Source organism: Novosphingobium mississippiense, assembly GCF_044029535.1.
Taxonomy (GTDB): Bacteria; Pseudomonadota; Alphaproteobacteria; order Sphingomonadales; family Sphingomonadaceae; genus Novosphingobium.
In genome coordinates this window covers 1,559,666-1,581,207 of the sequence record NZ_CP147003.1, presented here as the reverse complement: position 1 = coordinate 1,581,207, position 21,542 = coordinate 1,559,666, and the positions used below count along the sequence as shown (strand labels likewise).

General features: G+C 59.4%; 17 protein-coding genes. 9 read left to right on the top strand and 8 right to left on the bottom strand.

Translation table 11 applies throughout. The features are described from left to right. Positions 1–56 precede the first annotated feature (56 nt). On the bottom strand, positions 57–329 hold the full coding sequence (locus tag WBP06_RS25430; protein ID WP_133085085.1) for a PRC-barrel domain-containing protein: 273 nt from the start codon (positions 327–329) through the stop codon (positions 57–59). Between the two features lie 146 nt (positions 330–475). On the opposite strand from WBP06_RS25430, the gene WBP06_RS25425 reads away from it, so the two are divergent. From WBP06_RS25425 to WBP06_RS25415, 3 genes are all read left to right on the top strand, one after another. Further along, positions 476–1,795 (top strand): MFS transporter, encoded by a 1,320-nt coding sequence (locus WBP06_RS25425; RefSeq protein ID WP_133085086.1) that lies wholly within the window; start codon positions 476–478, stop codon positions 1,793–1,795. 125 nt (positions 1,796–1,920) lie between these two features. Then, positions 1,921–2,769, top strand: coding sequence for an NAD(P)-dependent oxidoreductase (locus tag WBP06_RS25420; RefSeq protein WP_133085087.1), 849 nt, complete (start codon positions 1,921–1,923; stop codon positions 2,767–2,769). Beyond that, on the top strand, positions 2,766–3,161 hold the full coding sequence (locus WBP06_RS25415; RefSeq protein WP_133085088.1) for a carboxymuconolactone decarboxylase family protein: 396 nt from the start codon (positions 2,766–2,768) through the stop codon (positions 3,159–3,161). Before WBP06_RS25420 ends, WBP06_RS25415 begins: the two co-directional genes overlap by 4 nt. Positions 3,162–3,221: 60 nt before the next feature. On the opposite strand, the gene WBP06_RS25410 is transcribed toward WBP06_RS25415, so the two are convergent. After that, positions 3,222–4,514 (bottom strand): MFS transporter, encoded by a 1,293-nt coding sequence (locus tag WBP06_RS25410; protein WP_133085089.1) that lies wholly within the window; start codon positions 4,512–4,514, stop codon positions 3,222–3,224. 254 nt (positions 4,515–4,768) lie between these two features. On the opposite strand from WBP06_RS25410, the gene WBP06_RS25405 reads away from it, so the two are divergent. From WBP06_RS25405 to WBP06_RS25395, 3 genes are all read left to right on the top strand, one after another. Beyond that, a complete protein-coding gene (locus WBP06_RS25405; RefSeq protein WP_133085090.1) occupies positions 4,769–5,647 on the top strand; it encodes an AraC family transcriptional regulator in 879 nt (292 codons plus the stop codon). A 159-nt stretch (positions 5,648–5,806) separates the two neighbouring features. After that, on the top strand, positions 5,807–8,200 hold the full coding sequence (locus WBP06_RS25400; RefSeq protein WP_133085091.1) for a TonB-dependent receptor: 2,394 nt from the start codon (positions 5,807–5,809) through the stop codon (positions 8,198–8,200). Between the two features lie 80 nt (positions 8,201–8,280). After that, on the top strand, positions 8,281–9,081 hold the full coding sequence (locus WBP06_RS25395) for an SDR family NAD(P)-dependent oxidoreductase (protein ID WP_133085092.1): 801 nt from the start codon (positions 8,281–8,283) through the stop codon (positions 9,079–9,081). 36 nt (positions 9,082–9,117) lie between these two features. On the opposite strand, the gene WBP06_RS25390 is transcribed toward WBP06_RS25395, so the two are convergent. Beyond that, on the bottom strand, positions 9,118–9,483 hold the full coding sequence (locus WBP06_RS25390; RefSeq protein WP_133085093.1) for a hypothetical protein: 366 nt from the start codon (positions 9,481–9,483) through the stop codon (positions 9,118–9,120). Positions 9,484–9,600: 117 nt separating this feature from the next. On the opposite strand from WBP06_RS25390, the gene WBP06_RS25385 reads away from it, so the two are divergent. Then, entirely contained in the window at positions 9,601–10,833 is a 1,233-nt protein-coding gene (locus tag WBP06_RS25385; protein ID WP_133085094.1) for a cytochrome P450, read from the top strand. 200 nt (positions 10,834–11,033) lie between these two features. On the opposite strand, the gene WBP06_RS25380 is transcribed toward WBP06_RS25385, so the two are convergent. The 5 genes from WBP06_RS25380 to WBP06_RS25360 all read right to left on the bottom strand — a co-directional run bounded on the left by WBP06_RS25380 (position 11,034) and on the right by WBP06_RS25360 (position 19,777). Next, positions 11,034–12,524, bottom strand: a complete 1,491-nt coding sequence (locus WBP06_RS25380) for an aldehyde dehydrogenase family protein (RefSeq protein ID WP_159831187.1) — start codon at positions 12,522–12,524, stop codon at positions 11,034–11,036. Further along, the gene (locus WBP06_RS25375) at positions 12,521–14,143 is read right to left on the bottom strand and encodes a GMC family oxidoreductase (protein WP_133085096.1); all 1,623 of its coding nucleotides are present in this window, start codon (positions 14,141–14,143) and stop codon (positions 12,521–12,523) included. Before WBP06_RS25375 ends, WBP06_RS25380 begins: the two co-directional genes overlap by 4 nt. A 441-nt stretch (positions 14,144–14,584) precedes the next feature. Then, positions 14,585–15,808 carry a cytochrome P450 gene (locus WBP06_RS25370; protein ID WP_133085097.1) on the bottom strand — a complete coding sequence of 408 codons (1,224 nt, stop codon included), beginning with the start codon at positions 15,806–15,808 and terminating at the stop codon, positions 14,585–14,587. A 467-nt stretch (positions 15,809–16,275) separates the two neighbouring features. Further along, the gene (locus WBP06_RS25365) at positions 16,276–17,139 is read right to left on the bottom strand and encodes an NAD(P)-dependent oxidoreductase (protein ID WP_133085098.1); all 864 of its coding nucleotides are present in this window, start codon (positions 17,137–17,139) and stop codon (positions 16,276–16,278) included. 118 nt (positions 17,140–17,257) lie between these two features. Further along, on the bottom strand, positions 17,258–19,777 hold the full coding sequence (locus tag WBP06_RS25360) for a TonB-dependent receptor (protein WP_395335185.1): 2,520 nt from the start codon (positions 19,775–19,777) through the stop codon (positions 17,258–17,260). Between the two features lie 347 nt (positions 19,778–20,124). On the opposite strand from WBP06_RS25360, the gene WBP06_RS25355 reads away from it, so the two are divergent. Both WBP06_RS25355 and WBP06_RS25350 read left to right on the top strand, forming a co-directional pair. Continuing rightward, positions 20,125–20,952, top strand: a complete 828-nt coding sequence (locus WBP06_RS25355) for a hypothetical protein (protein WP_395335183.1) — start codon at positions 20,125–20,127, stop codon at positions 20,950–20,952. Next, positions 20,949–21,539: a cytochrome c oxidase subunit 3 gene (locus tag WBP06_RS25350; protein ID WP_395335181.1), complete on the top strand. Its 591-nt coding sequence runs from the start codon at positions 20,949–20,951 to the stop codon at positions 21,537–21,539. The genes WBP06_RS25355 and WBP06_RS25350 overlap by 4 nt, the downstream gene beginning before the upstream one ends. Positions 21,540–21,542: the final 3 nt, after the last annotated feature.

Sequence of the window (21,542 nt, the reverse complement as noted above, 5' to 3'; positions counted from 1 at the left end):
CGGCCCGTTCGCCTCAAAAAGTCATGGCTCGCGGCGAGACCGACCGGTAAATCCGCCTAGAGCTTCTTGATGTCGTCGGTCGACATGCTCGTTGTGACGCCCTTTTCACCGGCGGTCAGCGTGGCGACAGGGATCGTGATGAACTTGCCGCGGAAGATGATGCGCACAGCGGTCGCGGTACCGTCGCTATCCGTCAGGACCCGCTCAACTTTGCCGATCCGTGTGCCGTTCGCGGAATAGACCGCGTCGTTCCGCTTTACCGCTGCTCCGTCGGCAAGCGCAGGAACGGACAGGCCAAGTGCCATGAGTGCGATGATTATCTTCTTCATGCAATAAGATCCCCTCAATCAAGGTTGGCGGCGTGGTGGCGCAGGTCTTGCCGTCGATCAAGTGAAAAATGATACACTTGAGAGAAAAAGTGTTCTACCTGTCTCATGCGAGGCAAAAAGTCCGCCTAGGGAGAGCTGCCAAACCTATGTCCAGTTTCACGATGCGTGACCGTTGGTTTCTGCTGCTTCTGGGCGGAATCTACATGCTCAATTTCATCGATCGCACCATTATCGCGGTGGTTGGCGAGGCGATCCGCCGCGATCTCAAGCTCACCGATCTCCAGCTTGGAATGCTTGGAGGATTGGCCTTCTCGCTCTTCTACGCAGTCCTTGGAATTCCACTTGCCCGTCTTGCCGAGCGGTATAGCAGAGTGAAGATCATCGCGGCCGTCACTGTCATCTGGTCGCTGATGACGGCTCTTTCCGGCATGGCGGGGAGCTACGTTCAGCTCCTGATCTGCCGCATGGGAGTAGGGGTGGGAGAGGCAGGATTCACGCCGGCCCTCGTTTCCATGATTTCCGACAGGTTTGAGGCCAGCCGCAGGGCGGTCGTGTTCTCGCTCATTGCGCTGGGGGTCCCTATCGGCGGCGCGGTTGCCGCAATTGCGGGAGGGGCGGTCGCCCAGACATTTGGCTGGCGCCTTGCCCTGGTCTGCGTTGGATTGCCCGGGATTCTTCTGGCGGGCATGCTGATAACGACGATCCCTGAGCCCGCTCGGATCGATGCCGGCAAGAGCGCCGATACGCCAAAATTCGGCGCTGTTCTGCGCAGGCTGGGCCGTTCGCCCGCTTTCCTCTTCCTTACCGCCGGGAGCGGATTTGTAGGAATGGTCGGCTTCGGTACCAACCTCTTCCTGATTCCGCTGCTTGTACGGCGATATGAATTGTCCTTGTCGCAAGCCGGGCTCGTCTTTGCATTGTCGTTCAGCCTTGCCACGATGGTGGGACAGGCAAGCGGCGGATATGTCATCGCGAGCCTTCTTCGCCGCGACCTGCGTTGGGGAGGCTGGGCACCGGCGGCGGCCGTTGCTCTAGCCTTTCCACTCTATCTGCTCGCTATCTACCAGGACGACTGGCGCTGGCTCGTGGGCTTCCTGTTTGGTGCGACGGCCCTGCTTTATGCCTTCACGCCCGCAATAATGACAATAACCCAATCCCTCGTCGAACCCAGGATGCGCGCTTCGGCAGCGGCACTTCATTCCTTCGGCCAGACCGTGGCGGGGCTTGGACTGGGGTCAGTGCTCCTGGGCTATCTCAGCGATCACCTTGCCGCCTGGCGCTATGGGGCCGGTTACGCGAGCGATTGCGTGGGCGCCGCGGGAGGTTCGATGACTCGAGCCTGCCTTCAGGCTGCGGCCGGCGGGTTGCAGCTCAGCATGGCGGCAACAGCATTTGTGCTGGTTTTGGCGGTCTTTCTATATTTACGCGCTGCAACAAACCTCCCCGCCGAAGCAAATGCATCGTGAGAAGCTGTAAATTTGTCGCGTTTCGGCCAACGGGCAGCTGTCAGGATGACGTCGACGGCCCAGCTATGCCACGATTTGAAACATGTCGATCAAGTGGCCGAGGCGCCGCGCATGAGAGGTAGAAAATGGGAAAAGCAGGAGTCATCGGGTTGGGTCAGATCGGTGCCGGCGTTGCCATATGCCTGGCACGATCTAAGCAACTCGCGGCAGTCTACGACATCCGGCCGGATGCATCCGATACGCTGGACGGCGTGCCCGCGGTAGAGAGCTCCCCTGCCGCTGTTGCCGAGCAGGCCGACGTGATCGTCATCGCTGTCGTCGATGCAAAGCAGACGATCAGCGTGCTCACCGGCCCCGATGGAGTGCTTGCGCGGGCGCGTCCGGGCATGACCGTCGTTCTCGTGGCGACCGTCTCGATCGAGGACTTGAACGCCATCCGCAGGCTTACGGAGCAAGCCGGAGTGGAGTTGGTGGATTGCGGCGTGACCGGCGGCCCGAAATCGCGCGAACACGGGCTCGTCTGTCTGGTGGGCGGCAGCGATCAAGTGATTGACCGGGTTCGGCCGGTGCTTGACGGCTTTGCCAAGCACGTTGCCCATATGGGCGGTCCAGGTTCCGGCATGGCTGCAAAGATTGCACGAAACGTCATTGTCTTTGGGGGACTTCGCGCAGGATACGAAGCGTCGATATTGTGCCGCAACGCCGGCGTCGACATCCGTCAGCTCAACGAGGTGATCGAGGCCAGTTCCGACAGTGTAGGGGGGCCGCTGATGCTGGCCATTCGCGACGACCCGTCGTCGAGCAAGAGCGAAGCGGCGGTGCGCGAATATACCCGCTCACTGATGGTGAAGGATCTCGACGCCGCGATCGACCTTGCGCAGAGCTACGGGATTTCGCTTCCGCTTATCGAACTGACCCGCCGCACCGACCTGGCGGTTGTCGGCCTTGAAGCAGTATTGGGAGAAAAGGCATGAGTATCGACGAAACACAGTGGCAAAAGGGTCTCGAAACCTTTGATCAGGTCTATGGGCCGGGTTCCTCGGACATGGTGCTGCCATTCCGGAACTCATCGTTCAACCAGGAGATCGTCGGTAATCAGTTCGCCAACCTTTGGGCAAGCGATGTCCTGTCGATGCGCGAGAAGCGTCTGCTCGTGCTCGGTGCAACAGCCATGCTCGGCCGCACTGATCTCGTGGAAATTCAGATGAACGGCGCCTTGATCAACGGGGAGTTCACTGACGAAGAGCTCGATTTCATTCCCCTTTTCACGCTGTTCTATGCCGGCGCAGGCAATACCACGGCGCTCTTTAGGGGGATCGAGGCCGCCAAGGCCCGGCGCCGCGATCGCGTCGAAGCGGCCCAATAGGGAACAGAGATTTCAAGTTTTCGGGAATGGCCCGGCTCGCACGAGCCGGGCCATAATTCTTTAGGCGATTTGTTTCTTCTGCGCGCGGCGAATGGACCGCGATGCCAGCAACAGCACCAGTCCACCGGCAAACGTGAACAGCATAGCCGTCCCGATGCCCCATGCGACTCCCTCGGTCCCGCCCACGAAGTCGCTGACAGCTCCGATCAGATAGGTCCCGGCGCCAACACCGATCAGATTTGCGCCAAGTTGCACAAGCGATACGGCAAGACCGCGCAGGCGCGGGCCGGCTATCGTGACGATCACCGCATAGATCGGGCCGTTGTAGGAGGCGCTCAGGAAGCCGCAGGCCATGAGGAGCGCTTGCATGGGACCAGTTTGTGAAACGACCACCGTGCCGATCCCGGTCAGGGCAGTAAGAATGGGGATCACCGCGCCAAAGAGGGCGGTTCTTGCCGGATCGAAGCCGCCGCGCTGGCGATTTATCTGATCGATTGCCCACCCGGCAAGGAAACCGCCCACCGAGCCGAGGCCGCCGTAAGCAATGGCGATGGTGACGCCCGCGCGCGAGATCGGCATACCATGAACGCGAATGAGGAACGTCGTAAGCCAGGTGCTCATCCCGTAGATGCCGGCCGCAATCAGAATGATGGCGGCTATGCACAAGAACAGTCCCGGCCGCGCGGCGAGTTGAAGGATGCGTGCGGCAAGACCGGGCTGGCCCTCGGCTGGCCGTGCAGGCACCGGATCGTCGTAGGCGCCTCGCTGCGGCTCACGAACGGTCAGGAACAGGATCGGCGCCAAAACAAGGCCGGGCAGTCCAGCTGCGGCAAAAGCCCATCGCCACCCACCGACCTGAACGATGGCCCCTCCAATCAGGAAGGCGAGGGCAAGACCGATGCCCGAACTCAGGTACCATATGCCGATAGCCGTCGCCCGCCGTTCCTCGCCGAAATAGTCGCTAAGGAGTGACATTCCGGTGGGAGAGCCGGCAGCTTCTGCGGTGCCGACCGCGGCCCTGCCGAGTAGGAGCGTCCAGAAACCGGATGCCAGACCGCATAGCGCTGTTGCGCCGCTCCAAAGCGCGAGTGCGATCGCCATCAGGTTGCGCCGGTTCAGGCTGTCCACCGCGATGCCGAAAGGCAGCGCGGCCAATGCGAAGAATATCCCGTATGCAAACCCGGCCAGAATGCCAAGCTGACCGTCGGTGAGTGAGAATTCCTTGCCTACCGGTGCGAGCACCAGACCGATGATCGCGCGGTCGATCCCATGGCAAGTCTGCGATAGTGTCAAGATGCCAAGCACATACCAAGGGTAGCGATCGGCGGATTTGACTGGGTCCGGAGCTCTCATCGCACGGACCCGGTTTTGACCGAAAGGTTATGCATAGGTCTCCCCGTTGTGACGAGAACAGCCTAGTCCCCGGGAAACGTTCCGCCATCCACGGCCAATGCCGTCACTCGGCCAGATCGTGTCGCGCATGGGCCAACGGATAAATTGCCGACAGCACTTTCGGGCATCTTGACGACCTACCCGAAGATAGAGGAACTGGAGGCGGCACAGGTATCTGATGCCCTCATAAAAAAAGAGAAGAGGCAGAGGTAACGATGTTTCGTCCGGAGAGCGATTGGACCGGCCAGGACAGGTTCGGCGTCGATGATTTCTACATCGAAGCGTTGGCATCGGTGAACGATGCCCGCGTCGATATCCGGCACTTCAATTGGGTGCGGCCCTGCAGCGGCGTGTTCAGCCCTGAAAAGCATTACCTCGACTATTCCCTCAATACCCAGCCTCGTCGCAGCATGCTTTCGATGGGGCGTTCGGACGGGTTCGTGGCGAGTGGCGACATGCTCTACATGCCGCCTCACCGTCAGTACGTGGGTGAGCCGGCCCTGCAGGAACGTCATCTCGTTTGCGTCGCGCTCGGCGAGGCCTTCCTCGAAGAACTTTTCGATGGCGAACGCCCCTTCCACGGGCTGGAACCTTGTGCCGATGTTCAAAATATCGCGATGAGGCGCTTTTTCGAGGGGCTGGCGGCAGAGCTTCGTGTACCCGGATTCGCAAGCCAGGCCTTGATCGAATCCATGCTCATGGGACTTGCCGTGGAACTCGTTCGGCATGTGAGTACACAGGAATTCGGCGCCGGCAGCCCACGTAGTACACGGCAAGTGCGCCATATCGTCGACTATGTGATGGATAATCTGGCGGCGCCGCTCGGAGTTGCTGACATCGCTCGTGGTTGCAATATGAGCGTGCGGCACGTGGCGCGCGTGTTCAAGGACGGTACTGGCGTAAGTCTGGGGGAATTCGTTGCGCGCAGCCGGATTGCTCTCGCCAAGGAACTGCTGCGCGGCGACGGCACGCGGATCAAGGAGATCAGCTGGCGCTGCGGCTTCAGCAGCACCTCGGCTTTTTCGGCCGCGTTCCGTGTGGCGACCGGCCAAACGCCCAAGGACTTTCGCTGCCAGCCGCGGCAGGTTCACTGACAGACGCCTGAACATATCGAGCGACGGCCAAAACATGTCGCGCCGCAGTCATTAACTCCGCAACCACTATGGAGGAAAATCCCCCGCGCTTAGGCTCCCCCCCGCGTCAACGTGCCGAAACAGGCACGGAGCAAAACAAAAACGACGTGGGAGGAACGGATGACCAAGGCTGTCATACTGGCGACTATAGCGACAGGCGCGTTGATTGCTGCGTGGGGGCAACCCGCACACGCGCAGCAAACACAATCAAACGAAACTACCGGGATCCAGGACATCATCGTTACGGCTCGCCGGATCGAGGAGAGTCTTCAGACCACGCCGATTGCGGTAACGGCGCTCAGTTCCCAGGCACTGACGACTGCCAAAGTCGAAAACGTCGTGGATCTTCAACGTACGGCGCCCGGCCTGGTGATCGGCCGCGGTTCGGCGGGCGGCGATGGCATCGTGTTCGTGGCCATTCGCGGACAAGGAAACCTTCAACCGATCCTCGCCAACGATCCGGCAGTGGCGACATACGTCGACGGTGTCTACATTCCGCGCCCTTCGACCGGCATGACCGACATCCAGGATGTCGAGCGCCTTGAGGTGCTGCGTGGACCTCAGGGCACGCTCTTCGGGCGGAACACGACCGGCGGGGCTATCAACATCATCACCAAGGATCCAACCGACCAACGCGAAGGCAGATTCAAGGCGGAGTTTGGGAACTACAACAACCTCGGTGTTCAGTCCACGATCAACCTCCCCTTGGCCGAAGGGCTGGCGATCCGCGTCAGCGGCGCGATCAACGATCGCGATGGCTACGGGAACAATCCACTTACAGGTCGGGATTTTGCTGACAACAACAGCAAATTCCTGCGCGGTAAACTCAAGTACATTGGCAATGGCTGGGACGTCACTCTTTCCGGCGACTGGAACCGCCAGCGAAACAGCGGGCAGCAGATTGCTCTTTGGACCTTCAATCCCGCAATTGTCCCTGCTCCCTTTCAGCCGGGTCTCACCGCAGGTCTGCTGACCAAGGACAACTGGTGGGACAATACCGCTACCGGTACCTCGGTGCCGGCAGGTATTGGCAGACTCACGCCGCAGGCGCAGGCTCTCTATGGGGTGCAGCCGTTCAACACTCTGGAAGTATACGGTTTTTCCGGCACCGTTAATGTCGAACTGGGCCAACTCAATCTGAAGTCCATTACTGGCTATCGTCATTCGATGAACTACGGCCTGAGCGATACCGATGGTACCGCGGTTCCCTTGCTCGGGACCTTCGCTGGATCGGGGTCCTATTACCTTTCCCAGGAACTCCAGGTTTCGGGTAACGTAACGGACGGGCTCAGCTTCATCGCCGGTGCCTACGCCGGGAAAGAAAGCGGCTACGAGTTCAGTCGATCCCAGATCTTCGGCGGCCTCATTCGCGATTCCAATGCGGACGTTACCAACAAGACGTTCGGCTTGTTTGCGCAAGCCTACCTGGAGCTGACCTCGAGCCTGCGCGCCGTCGGTGGCTTCCGCTACACGTGGGACACCAGGGACAGTGTTTTGCACAATGCCCAGATATATGGCCTGCCCTATGACGTGCCGGTCGCAGGCACGCCCACCGGCATCAATTGCACGGTCACTCCCACCGAACCGGTCACGGCCACGACCTGTAATCAGGACCAGAATGCCAAGTTCCACTATCCTGCATGGAACCTCGGTCTCGACTGGCAGGCAACGGACGATCTCTTCCTGTATGTCGCGACACGCGGCGCGGCGAAGGCCGGCGGCTGGAACCTGCGGGCAGGCGGGCTACCGGCATTCTCGCCGGAAAAAGTGAAGGATGTCGAAGGAGGTCTGAAGGTGGATCTCTTCGATCGGCATCTGCGCTTCAATACGGCGGTCTTCCATACTTGGAAGAGCGACAACCAGGCGATCGTCAACAGCTTCGTTCCCGGGATTGGCGTTACGCAGTATATCCAGAACAACGGCAAGGTGCGGATCTGGGGTGTCGAGGCCGAAGCAACTGCGGTTCCCTGGAAGGGTATGACCGTCAGCCTCAACGGGTCGCTTCAGGACGGCAAGTACGTCAAGGGCACATTTAACGAAATTCAGGTGGTCCCGGGCAGTGGCTGTACCAACGGATCGGGCGTGACAAACGGCTGTGTTGTCGACCTGAGCGGATTGCCGCTGCTGCAGCTGCCCAAGGAGCAGCTCAACGTCAGCGCGACCCAGAAGGTTCCGCTGGGTGCGGGCAGCTTCGCTGTTACGGGCGCCTATTCCTATATTGGGGCTCAGCATTTCGACGCGGTGAGGGCGGCCGATCAGGCATCCGCTGCGACCAAGGCCGCCTACGACACTGAGAACAGCCTCGGACGCGTGCCGGGATATGGTGTCTTCAACGGCCGGATCGCCTACCAGTTCGACAACCCCGACATCGAAATAGCCGTCTACGGACGGAACATCACCAACAACAAGTATCTGCTGCGAAGATTCCCGGATCTCTATCGAACCCTTGGAATTGTCGCAGCCTATGTCGGGCAACCGGCGACCTATGGGGTGGAATTGACGTTCAACTACTGATCGGCCGCGTCGAGGCGAACTATTGAGTAAGCGAGGGGACAACTTGGTCCCCTCGTACACGTCCGGGAGAATTGTGAGAGATGAAACGGCTAGAAAACAAGGTCGCAATTGTGACTGGCGGCGGCGGCGGCATCGGTACGGGTGTTGCGCGGCGGTTCGTTGAGGAAGGCGCGCTGGTCGTCGTCGCAGATGTTTCCGAAGAGGCCGCGGCGCGCACTGCTGCATCTTTGGGAGAAAGGGCGCTCGCCGTACAGTTCGACGCGGCCGCGCCGAAGTCGGTCAAGGCCATGGTCGACAAGACAGTCGCGCACTTTGGCAAGTTGGACATACTTCACAATAATGCGGCCATGACGGATCCGGTCAAAAGCCCGCAGGATACGACCGCAGTCGATATCCCGATCGAGATATGGCGCGAGATCCTCGACATCAATCTCACTGGCTACCTGCTCGGATGCAAATACGCGATTCCGCACATGGTGGCTGGTGGCGGCGGCTCGATCATCAATACCGCCTCGAATTCAGGCTCGGCAGGAGATCTGGCCCGTATCGCCTACGGTTCATCCAAAGCCGGTATCATTGGGCTGACGCGGTACATCGCGACGCAGCACGGACGCGACAACATTCGCTGCAACAGCGTGGCCCCCGGTGTCGTGCTGACCGAAGCGCTGGAAAAGACGGTGCCGGGTCTCAAGGAGATCATCCAGCGGCATATATTGACGCCCAATTTCGGAACACCTGAAGACATCGCTGCGCTTGTGGCGTTCCTGGCGTCCGACGAGGCTCGCTACATTACCGGTGAGAACATCTCCATTTCTGGCGGCGGCCTTGTCCATCAGCCGCATTATGCGGATCTGCTTGCCTTCATGCAGGCAGCGGACTGATCGATGCCCAAAACCCGCATTCGGACCAGGAAGCTTCTACCGGGCAGTCCGATGGAAGTATCTAATAGCCAACCGGCCGCCGGCAACTTTGTAGGTCTCGAGGCTGGTCAATCTGACCGTGCCGCTATCGGTCTGAAGGTGATTGGCGACATAGGCGGCGCCTTCCGTTCCATTGACTATCACATCAAGAAGTTCGGTGGTGCATTTGCCCCCGTATTCCTTCCACATGGCGGCCATCGCGGTGGGGCCGTCGACTGCGGAGGATCCGACATATTCGATCGTGAAACCTTGGGGCCCGAGCGAGCGAAAAAGCGCATCGAGCTCTTCGCGCTTGCCTTCGTTCCACAACCGGTAGTTGTCCCTGATCGCCTGCTCGAGATCCGGAGTGATTGCGTCGCCCATTTTCGTGGCCTCCATTGGCTGCGGATATTCCGCCCCGCCGCATTCGCATCCGTGCAGCGGGCGACGCACCCATCTTTGGCAAGGGTTGCCACTTTCCGTTGAGCTCTGGAGAATACCATGACTTCACTCGCCAAATCCTCGCTCCCCGCCCATGTTCCGGCCGAATTGGCGTTCACGCTGCCTCTCTTTGCGCGCAAGGTCGTCTATGAAAATCCGCAGGAAGTTCTGATCCCGGCAATGCACGCCGAGCTTCCACCCGTCTCTTACGTCACTAACATTTTTCCGGGGGATCAACCCGGCTGGCTGCTGAAAAACGCCGAAGATGTTCAGGCGATGCTCCGCGATCCGGACAACTTTACCAAAAACGGCATGGGAAAATGGGCTCAGAATATTGGTGAAGACTGGCTCGTGATCCCAACGGAGGCCGATCCGCCGATCCATACCCAGTACCGCAAGGCGCTGAACGGCCATTTCGCGCCGCAGAAGATGTTTGCAATGAAGGAACAGGTCCGTGAACGCGCGCGGTCTCTCATCGGCGCCTTGCGAGAGCGGGGACAATGCGACTTCATTGCCGACTTCTCGGAGAAGTTTCCCATCTACATCGTCCTCGACCTTTTGGGCCTGCCGCAGGGACGAATGACCGAGTTCCTGAAATGGGAAAAGGAACTGCTCCATTCCAACGACTGGGAAGTGCGCGGAAATGCCGTGCGAAAGGTAAAGGCCTACCTGCTCGAGGAAATCGCAGCGAGGCGCGAGCAGCCACGCGACGATTACATCACCAAGGTGCTCGACTTCGAAGTAGACGGGCGGCCCTGGAATGATGACGAGGTCTTGGGGCACTGCTTCAATCTCTACATCGGCGGCCTCGATACGGTCACGTCCCTGCTGGGCAACATCTTCAACTATCTGGCATCGCATCCGGAAAAGCAGAACGAACTCCGAGCCGATCCTTCGCTCATCGTTTTGGCTGTTGAGGAGTTCCTGCGCGCCTTCGCACCTGTCACCGTGTTTCGCATCGCGACCAAGGAGATCGAAATTCACGGCCAAAAGATCATGCCTGGAGACTATGTGGCCTTCAGTTCGCCGGTTGTGGGTCGCGATCCGGTATTTTACGATGAACCGCAGGAAATCCGGTTCGACCGCAAGGCGGCGCACATGTCATTGGGAAGCGGCATCCACAAATGCCTGGGCATGCATCTCGCCCGGCTAGAGTTGCAGATAGCAGTGGAGGAGTTTGTGACGACGCTGCCCGAATTCAGAATCAAGGACGGCTTCAAAGTTCCCTATTACGTCGGCAACATCTTGCACGTGCCCGATCTTCATCTTCAATGGGATAGCGCATCGGCCTGACAGCTGAGCGTCCGGGAAGCCTTGTTGGGCCTCCCGGACGCTCAGGAGTATCAGCCATCCAGCCTAATACTCTGCGCGTGCCGATAGCGAATTTTCCAGCCTAGAGCGGTTGATCCGACTGCATCGGATCAACCGCTTTAAACTTCTGGTTTGGCGCGTTTTCCGAGTCATCAGGTGGTTCCACCTGATTAGTAAACGCTCTAGCGACCGATTGGGTAGAACACGGATTTCTGGTTCTGATATTCGTGAAGCCAATCCGGACCATACTCGCGGCCGATACCTGACCTTTTGTAACCCCCGATCGGCGCATAGGTCATCCGCCCGGTCCCGCCATTCAGCATGACGCTGCCTGCGCGAATCTGCATTGCCATCTCATACCCTTTGGCAGCGTCAGCCGTCTCGATGCCGCCGTTGAGACCGTATCTGGAATCGTTGGCGATGCGGATGGCCTCGTCATCACTGTCGAAACCGATCACGCAGCCGACGGGCCCGAAGACTTCCTCCTGCGCGATGTTCATCTGGTTGTCGACATCGTCGAAGATCGTGATCTCCGTAAAATAGCCCTTGTCGAGCCCCGCCGGCCGTCCGCCGCCGTGAACGAGCCTTGCGCCTTGATCGCGGGCCTGGGCGATCATGCGTTCGACCTTGCTACGCTGGCTCTCGCGGATCAGCGGGCCCATCGTCACCGTTGAATCGCTGGGGTCGCCGATCCTGAACTGGCGGGCGACAGCGCAGACGGCCTCGACGAATTTGGCCCGCACACTGTTGTGCACCAGAAGCCGCGTGAGCAGAGCGCATCCTTGTCCAGCATTGACCGACAAGACAGCGGCGGCCATTGCCGCGGTTCGGGCAATATCGGCATCGTGCCTGACGATCAGCGCCGACTTGCCGCCTAGTTCTAGATGAACGCGCTTCAAGGTCGGGGCCGCCTGCGCCATGATCGCAGCGCCCACGGTTTCTGATCCCGTGAAACTGACAAGATCGACGCGCGGGTCGGTAGTCAACAGCGACCCCACGTCTGGTCCGCCGGTAACGATATTCAGCACGCCCTTGGGCAACCCGATTTCTTGCGCGATCTCGCCGAACAGCAGAGCGGAAAAGGGCGTAAATGGGGACGGCTTGAGCACCAGCGTGTTGCCTGCCAGCAAGGCAGGTACGATTTTCGCCAGGTTGAGCAGAAAAGGGAAATTGTAGCCGGTAATCCCTGCAACGACGCCAACCGGTTCGCGGACTACCGTCGTGCCGCCGATTTTCTTTGGGCCCTGGGGATCAAATGGATCGGGAGTCACGTCGATCGGTAACCGGACACTGTCGTCCCGTGCCGAGTGGTTCAGCGCAGCAAGCAGATGGTCGAGCGGGTTGCCGACCTGCATCGTATGGGTGACGCGTTGCGAACAGCCGACCTCTGCCACGATTAGCGTCGCGATCTGGGCTCGCCGACCATCCAATGCGGCATGCATCTTGCGAAGGTATTCCGCGCGCTCGGCCATCGCCATGCGGGGCCATACACCGTTATCGAATGCATCTCGCGCCGCGGCGATGGCTGCGTGTGCCGCGATGCTATCGCCCACGGGTGCCCGGCCGATTACCGCCTCGGTTGCCGGATTGAGGATGTCGTCCCGATCGCCGGCGGCTTCGGCCCAGGCGCCGTCGATGTAAAGACCATCGAAACTGGTGAAGGGAATAGTCAAAGTCCATCATCCTGCTGGGGCCGCAAAATCATTTCCGCGGCGTTGAGAGCGATCGCCATGGCCGGCGCGTTGGTATTGCCCGACACAATGGTCGGCATGATCGATGTGTCCACGACCCGTAGACCGGTGACGCCGCGAACGCGCAGCTGCGGGTCGAGCACCGCACCCGTATCGCTTCCCATCCGGCAGGTCCCGCAGATGTGGAACGATGTGCCGCCAAGCCCGATGGCATTCGCGAGGATGTCCTCGTCGGTTTCGAGGCCCGCCGTGGCGCCGGTTTCCTCGATAATCCAGTCCCGCAAGGCCGGCTGCCGGGCAAGGTTGCGCAGCCACCTGAACAGAGCCAGGAACCGCTCACGATCGTTGGCGCTCGCAAGGTGATTGGCATCGATGGCAGGCGCAGCATCGGGATCTGCCGAGGTAATCCTCACTTCGCCCAGACTGTCGGGCCTCATGTAGTAGGCGATCACCGTCAGGCCGGGGAATGGGTCGAGAACGACCGCGCCCTTTTCATCGGTATGAAACGAATAGAGACCCATGCCCACTTGTGCGTCGGGTCGCTCGAGCTGCGCTTCTGTCTTGATGAAGCCGCCAACTTCGTGCGCCGAATGGGTGAGGGGACCGCTCGAGGCAAACAGGTAGCGAAGGAACGATGCGACCAGACCAGCGCCCGACAGTCGCTGGTTCAGACTTTGGCCGCGAACCCGGAAAGTGAAACCCAGATATCGGTGCTCCTGCAGGTTGGCGCCCACCCCGGGTGCATCGACTACGACCGGAATACCCAGCCCCTCCAACAGGCGGCGTGGGCCGATACCCGAGAGCTGCAGAAGTTTCGGACTCTGGATCGCACCCGCACATACGATTACTTCGCGCCGTGCTTGCACCTCGAAAGTTTGACCGGCCTTGCGCGCGACAATACCGCAGGCCCGTTTGCCTTCGAACAGGATGCGCAGGACATCGGTGCCGGGCGTAACGTCGAGATTGGATCTCCCACGCACGGGTTTCAGAAATGCGCGCGCAGCCGAAAAGCGTTTGCCATTATGCGTCGTGGTCGGCTGATAGCCCATACCGCCGTCGGTGACCGAAGGGATGTCGTTCATGTCTGCGACCCGAGGAATTCCGGCTTGCTCACTGGCCTCCAGGAACGCTTCGCAAAGCGGATCGCCCGCGGGATGAACACTGACTTTCAGTGGACCGCCGGTGCCGCGCCATTCATTGGCACCAAGCGCGTGGTCCTCGAGTTCGACGAAATGCCGGCCCATTTCCGTCCAGCCCCAGCCATGACAGCCCGCCCGTTCCCACGCGTCGTAGTCGGCCGGAGCGCCCCGGACATAGACCATACCGTTGACGGAACTTGAACCGCCAACCGCTCGGCCCTTGAGCCACACTTCGTGTGACGCGTTCCCGCCCGGGGATACTTGATAGTCCCAGACATGCGGGTTTCCCGGGGCAAGCAGTTTGCCGATGCCGCGCGGCATCCTGATCAGAGGACTCTTGTCGTCAGGGCCCGCCTCGACCAGCAGCACCGAAACGTCGGGATCGGCAGACAGCCTGTTTGCCAGAACGCAGCCGGAGGATCCGGCGCCGACAATGATGTAATCATAGATTTTTTGCTGCATGCCGCGGAGTGAACATGCTGGCACGCTACGCCCACCTGTCTGAAGGAAGGTCGGCGCACCTTCTGTCCAAGAAGCTGAACGTTTGCGGGCTAATTTCCTGGCAGTCGCCATATCGGGGCGTCTACATTGGCGTAAGCCGCCTCCCGCCGCCAAAGTGGAGAGGGCTGGGCCGGGCAACATGTTCCAGGCCACGATCCTGCGTTGGCATTCGCGGGAAATCTGACGAAATGGGGTGCACACCGATTCCCTGCGCCGGTGCGCAGGTCACGGTCTGAACGGCCCAAGTGGCTGGTTTAAACCGGCTATCAAACACTGACCGGAATGGCACAATATGCCATTCCGGTTTGCTGCAGTTCGCATGCGTTGCGTCAGCTTGAGGCTGGCTTCGTAACTGGAACGGGTTCCACGCGCCGATAGTGCGTCAAGAACGCACAGCGTCTCTTAGTTCCACTGAAGTTCGAGGCGGGGCACGAAAGTGATATTGCCCACGAAATATTTCGGTTCGAAACCGTCTTTGAATCGAAATTGCGGAATTTCTTTCAGAAACAGTTCCAGGGCAGTCTGCAGTTCGAGCCGGGCGAGATGCATGCCGAGGCACTTGTGGATACCCCCGCCGAGCGCCACATGCGCGGCCTTGCGATCGAAACGGACCTCCGCTGGGTCTTCATGGATCTTCGGATCCTGGTTCACGACGGGCGTGCTGACCGAAACATATTCGCCCGGCATGATCTTCTGCCCGTGAATCTCGATTTCGCGCGAAGCGATACGGAATGCCGTAACCGGCCCGTAGACCCGAAGAAACTCCTCGACCGCCAGGACCATTCGATCCGGATTGTCGCGCAGTTCCTGCTGCTGATCAGGATGGCGTGCGAGATGTGCGAAGATATTGCCCAGCATGGTCGTGACCGTGTCGAGGCCGCCGAGAAAAAGATTGAAGCAATGGCCGAGGACCTCTTCGTTATTCCACTTGCGGCCGTCTTCGGCTTCGAAGTCGAATATCTTGGTGATGTAGTCGTCCTGAGGAGTACGGCGGCGAGCATCGATCTCGGACTGCAGATATGCCACGACCTGGCGCACCGCGTTGCTGCGCACCTGCCAGTCATTGGTGTGCAACATCTCCTTTTCCCAGACCAGGAATTCGGCCATCCGTTCCTGCGGAAGTCCCAGGAGGTCGAGAACGATGAAGATCGGGTAGCGTTCGGAAAATTCGTTCACGAAATCGCAGTGGCCGCGGTCTTTGAATGCCCCGATGAGATCGCTTGCGCGTCGCCGCAGCTCGTCTTTCATCGCGGCCATCTTCTGCGGCGAGAATTGGGGGTTCAGGGCCTTGCGGTAGAAACTGTGCATCGGAGGATCCACCTCCGTGGGCACGACCAACCAGTCTGCGCCGATGCTCTGCGACCATTGGCCCATGCCGTTCTTGGTGAAATTGTCGGGATCGCGCAGCATGGCCATGGTGTCATCATAGCCGGTGAGCAGCCAGCCGGGCTTGTCTCCGGGGAAGATGTTGGTGACATACGTAATGGGTCCCAGGGTGCGGTGCATCTCGGGAATGAGCGTTTCCTGAGGGCACTCCTTCACTTCCTCACGAGCGAAATAGGGCAACCACTTTGCCATCTCGGCCGGTACATGGGGAGGAATTTCCTGTGTGGGTGCGCTCGCCATCAAATCTTCTCCGAATCCTCTTTGCCCCGCTGGCCAGACCGCTCGCCTGTGCGCTGCCATTCTGGTTTACCGAAGCGTCTAGTCCTGTTTCGCGCTGCGATCAGACGATGGGAAATGCGTCAACGCGTGGCCTGCGCAACCTTCCATAAGATAGGCGCCGGGCCGCCGTTCGCTGCGAACCGGCGCCCTGTCGCGTCGCAGTCACGTCAGAGCGGTTTGGCCGGTTGTTGAGGTAATACCGCCGGCTCGCATTCACAGGGGGCGTCGATGAAAGACATTGGCCGCGCCCCTGGTGGCCGGGAGTACCTGCGCGGCGGCGCCGGACGAAATCTGCGAAAGCATCTCGCTTCACTGCTTCCGGCGCCTTGCGTGTCGGCACTTCGGCTACCCCTATCAGACCGCGCGACGACTATGGCGAATGGGCTGAGCCATATCCGATTGGTCGCCCGCGGCCTGGTTAGGGGCACTCAGGCGCCGATTGGTTGGCCGAGCGGATATTCCAGTCCTGATGTGGAAGCGGCGTTCTCCCGGATCAGTTCTACCATGGGAAGACGGACGCCGAAGCGAGCCGCCTCGGCAATCGCGACCTCCAGATCCTTCACCATGAGCATCTGGAAATATTCGCGTAGCTTCGTCTCGTCGGCATTCCCAGCCGCTTCGGGACGTCTCGCCATGGCAAGGGCGCCCTCAAGCCCGCCGCCGGCGGTCGGGTCGCCTGACAACGCGAGAGTGAGCTGATCGAGGCTGACGCCATAGTTGCGCGCAATAACTGCCCCCTCGTAACCCGCTCTCATGCAGCCGAAGTACGTGGTGTTGCGAGCGATCTTGGCGGCCATGCCGGCTCCCGGGCCGCCCATGTGAAGGACCTGCTGCGCGAATCCGTCGAATACGGGTTTGGCGGCCGCCAGATCACCGTCTTCGCCGCCGGCCATACAAATGAGGCCGTTTTCGGCAGATTTCGGTCCGTTCGTGACCCCGCAGTCGATGAGGATAACGCCGGCATCCTTGCACATCGCCTGCGCTCCGGCGAGATCTGCCATATTGATCGTCGACAACAGAATGACGGTCTGGCCGGGTTTGTTTGCCGCGAGCACTCCGTCCGGTCCGGAGAGGACTGCAAGGGTCTGCTCCCCGTTGAGGACCGCGATCAGCACGCAGTCCGAAGCCTCGGCCAAGGCACGGGGGCTAGAGGAAATTGGAGGTGCACCCTTAACGCGATCCGCGGCTGCCGCCTGAACGTCATAGATTGCTGCAAGCTGGCCGGATCGCTGAAGGCATATGGCGACGCCTCCGCCAATCGATCCCAAACCGATAACGCCGCCGGTCTTCATCACTATTCTCCTGTATCGGAAAAACACTGGTGCTGCCGAGGGGGGCTCGACGCTTCCAGGATAATTCAAAGTCAAAAAGGGGCGGATCGCGTCCGCCCCTTCATGGTTGTTCCGGCTATCAGAACCTGTAGGTCGCCTCGACGCCCCAGGTGCGCGGAGGGCCGAGATAGAGGCTGTTATATGGGGCATTCGGCAAAATGACCGAAACGCCCGCCTGATATTGAACGTCAAACAGGTTCTTGACGTAGAAGCCCAGGTCCAGCCCCGTGCCGGCAATTCCCTTGACGTCGATACGCCCGTTGGCGAGGGAATAGCCCTTCAGCTGGTAGCCTTGCTGGCCGCCGTAGTCGGCCGTCATGTAAAGATCGCCGCTGATGATGACATCTGCATTTGCCGGATGGACTGGCGTAATCCAGCTGGCCGTGACGGTACCGGAGAATGTCGGTGTCAGCCTGTTGATCTGATCTGCGCCGAAGGATCCGACATTTGGTCCGAGTTCGCCATTCGTATTGATGGGAAGCAGCTTTGCCACGTCCGTTTTTGTGATGGCGCCATTAAAGCCCAGAGTCAGGTTGCGATCAGGCGACACACTGGCATCGATTTCCACACCGTAGATGTTGAGATCGGCTGCATTGATGATGATCGAGGAGGGCGGCGCGTCCAGGGTTCCGCGAGGAAACAGGAAGTTGCCGGAATTCGACAGGAACTGCGTGGCGTTGTCGTAGCGCGAATAGAAGGCCGCGACATTGAGCCGTCCTTGTGCACCGGCCACATTGAAGCTCAGTTTCTCGCCGATCTCGACATCGGTTACCCGTTCCTGCTTGATTGTCTGGTACCCACGCAGATCCACGCAGGACATCGAGTACGCCTGGGATGGGCAGGTCACCGGAGGAGATTCGAACAGCGGGAAATTGAGGTTCTTGGGGCGAACGCCGCGGCGGCTCGTGATATAGACCATGAAATCCGGGCTGATCTTGTAGTCAAACCCAACGGTCCATGTCGGATAGTTGTCTTTGACCGATGCCTGTCCGAAACCGTCGCTGAATTCGGTCGGCGTCCCCACCCGATCGGCGATATTCTGCTTGCACTGTGAGAAGTCAACAGATGCGAACGTGGCCGTATTGCCAGGATTGTAGCAGAATTCCGACTTGTCCCAGCTGTAGCGACCGCCGATGTTGAAATTCAGCTTATCCGTGAGCGGAATGCCAAATTGCCCGTATACCGCAAGGCTTTGATTTTTCACATGAGTGGTGGTGGGCGGAACGCGGCCAAGCGACGAGAACACGGTAAACTGGTCGCCGGAGGGGCCGGCCGGGCCATCCACACTGTAGTAGACGCCAAGAATACCGTTCAGTCCGCCCGAACCCTTGTAGATGAACTGGAAGTCGTTGTCGATATAGTCGCGAACATAGCGTTGTTCGGCGTAGTAGGTAATGAAAGGCTGGGTAACAAGGCCGCCCAGGAACGGATTCGCTACGCCTCCCTGATCCAGCACCGGCACGGCAGCAGTGTTGATCGACTGGCCATTCGTATTCTTGCGATAGCCGAAAATGTTCCGGAGAGAGAAGCTGTCGCTCAGCTCAACGTCGGTCGTGTTGACGACCGCGATCGACTTTCGATAAGCCCGGCCTCCGTCGATCCCGCCGTCGAACGCGCCGCGAGGATGCGCCTGCGCGTAAGCCTCGGCGAGGCTTGCAAGCTGGACGGCGGTGGCAGCCCGACTGGCGCTACCAAGGAGCGGCAGGAAAACGGCCGACTGGAGCGGCGCGAAATCTGCCTTGTAAAGGTAGAGACCGGATGCCAGTTCGTCGGCCTTGAAATATTCGGCGACCGTCGTGTTCGTGATCCCCTCGGTCGGGGCGATTGTAAGCGACACACGAACGCTGTCGTTCTTGATGTTCTCGAAGCCGGGATAGCTGTTGGCTTTCGGATCCGTAGCGCCCAGGGCCTTCACTTCAGGCAGCGCGAAGAAGTCTGCGTCCAGAGAGCGGATCCTGGGGTCCTGGCGCCGTATCTGGCCGGCAATGCGCAACGCGATCTTTTCCGACACGATCGGGACGTTGACCGCCCCTTCGATCGCCCAGTAGTTCCAGCGGCCATACGTGCCTTTCACGTAGCCTCCGAAATCGTACAGGTCCGGTTGAACGGTATTGACGAGGATCGCGCCGCCGAGCGTCGATTTACCGAACAGAGTGCCCTGCGGTCCCTTGAGAACCTGCACATTCGCGATGTCGTAGGTAGGAATGCTCGACCCAAGGCTGGGAATCGCGATGTTGTTGAAATAGGTTACAACACCTGGGGTCGTAAGACCGACGGGAAGCTGGCCTACGCCGCGCAAGCTCACATTCGTCGTGCTTTTCCCGCCCTCCGAATTGAAGTTCAGGCCGGAGGCGATTGTCCTGACATCCGAGAGTTCCTGTACAGTCGAGCGCTGGAGAGCGCTGCTGTCAAATGCGGCGACCGCAACCGGAACATCCTGCAATCGCTCGGCGGTTCGCCGAGCCGTAACGATAATTTCCCCGGTACTTTGTGCGCCGGCGGTGTTTGCCGGAGCATTGTCTTCTTCCGCCCAGGCCTGGCCCGAACAGATCATCAGGGCGCTCGAGCCGAGCAATACCCTACAAATGCCCTTTTTCATTTCCATCTCCCTGCCGACTCCGATTTTCTTGCAGTCTACTGGTGGTCCGCCGCAGGGCTACCTATCGAAGGGTGGGGCGGTCCTGTTTCCATTTAGGTTGCGCAAGATCTCCGACCTGAAAATACGCAATAGGTGAGGTGTCACTAGACTGCCGCAATGTGTTTGGGAATCCGAAGCGCGGGGCACATTTTCGCTGTTTCCGGCGTGCTAGTCTTTCAGTCGCAAGGCGATCACGGGCCGTGCGTGAGCACGCCGGACAAATGTGTCGAAGCGGTCTCTCTCATACGAATGGTTGAAAACACCTCGGGTGCAATATGGCGGATCGATGCTCCGATGGCATTTAGCAAATGGTCCTTCAGAAGCACCGCCTTCCGCAGGTGAAAGCCGTCTCATCCGGCAAACCCTATCCTCGGGTGGGTGCTCTTCGCATGGGCGCTACTCACGATCCAGGAGAACAAATCCGCGGAGGGGTGATGGGTAGCCAGAGCACGACAATGAAGCTGTGCACTTACATGGGCGCGATTGCAGGAACAATGATGTTCCTGGGAATCTGGCCGGTTGCACACCTCTTTCCGCCGCTCGCGCCTTCAATGCCATATGCTCAAGTAGCCCAATACTATCGCGAGCATCAGGTCGGGATATTGGTCGGTGGCATTCTTATAACCTCGGCATCGGTCCTGTTTTTCCCATTTCTCGGCGCCTTGGCGACATTCATGAAGAAAATTGAGGGTCCAGTGTCTCCGTTGACCTGGTCGTTCGTGATGATCGTTGCTTATGGGTTTGTAACACTGTTTTTCGCGGGGCTTTTCTTCACCGTCGCGGCCTATCGGCTGGATCGACCAGACACCGAAATCGTCATGCTGAGCGACATTGCGTTCTTTCTGTTCGTCATGCCCGCCGTCCCGGCGTTCGTGCAGAACATTGTCACCGGTATCGTGATCCTTCAGGATCGGAAGACGGCCCCGACGCTTCCGCGATGGCTGGGTTACCTGAACCTGTGGACTGGTGTCCTGTTTCTCCCCGGCCTCGCGGTCGGCTTGTTCAAGTCGGGTCCTTTTGCGTGGAACGGCGTTCTTGCTTTTTGGCTTCCAGCTGTCGTTTTCGGCATATGGTTCAATGTGATGATCTTCGCCATGCTGGCGGCGATCAAGCGCGGTGCATTGGCCGGCGAATGACGGACAAGCAACAAACAACACCTGCGATCAAGACTCCCGCCGGTCGTATACCGGGGGAGGAAGGCGTGTGGGTCTTCATTGGCGGCGACCTCATAGTCTTCGCAGTATTTTTTATAACCTACGCTGTCGCACACCGGCAAGAATCGGCCCTCTTCGAGACATCCCAGCGATTGCTTGATCGCCACCTCGGCTTGCTCAACACGCTACTGCTGCTGACCAGCAGTCTTTGCGTAGCGCAAGCCGTCACGGCTGTCCGAAAAGGCGATCGGCGCGCGCGCCACTTCCTGCTTGGCGCGATTGCACTCGGTATGGGTTTTGTCGCGGTGAAGGCTGTCGAGTACTCGGCAAAAATCGCTGAGGGCTTTACGCTCAATACCAACGCATTTTCGATATATTATTACATGTTTACCGGTATTCATCTGGTCCACGTCGTGATTGGCATCGGTGTACTGTGTTTTGCCGCATCGCAGATCGAATCGTCCGGTCAGATGCGCGGGAGCGTGGCCCTCATTGAGGGGAGCGGCGTGTTTTGGCACATGGTCGATCTCCTGTGGATCATTCTCTTCGCGTTGCTCTACTTGTTGTGAGGG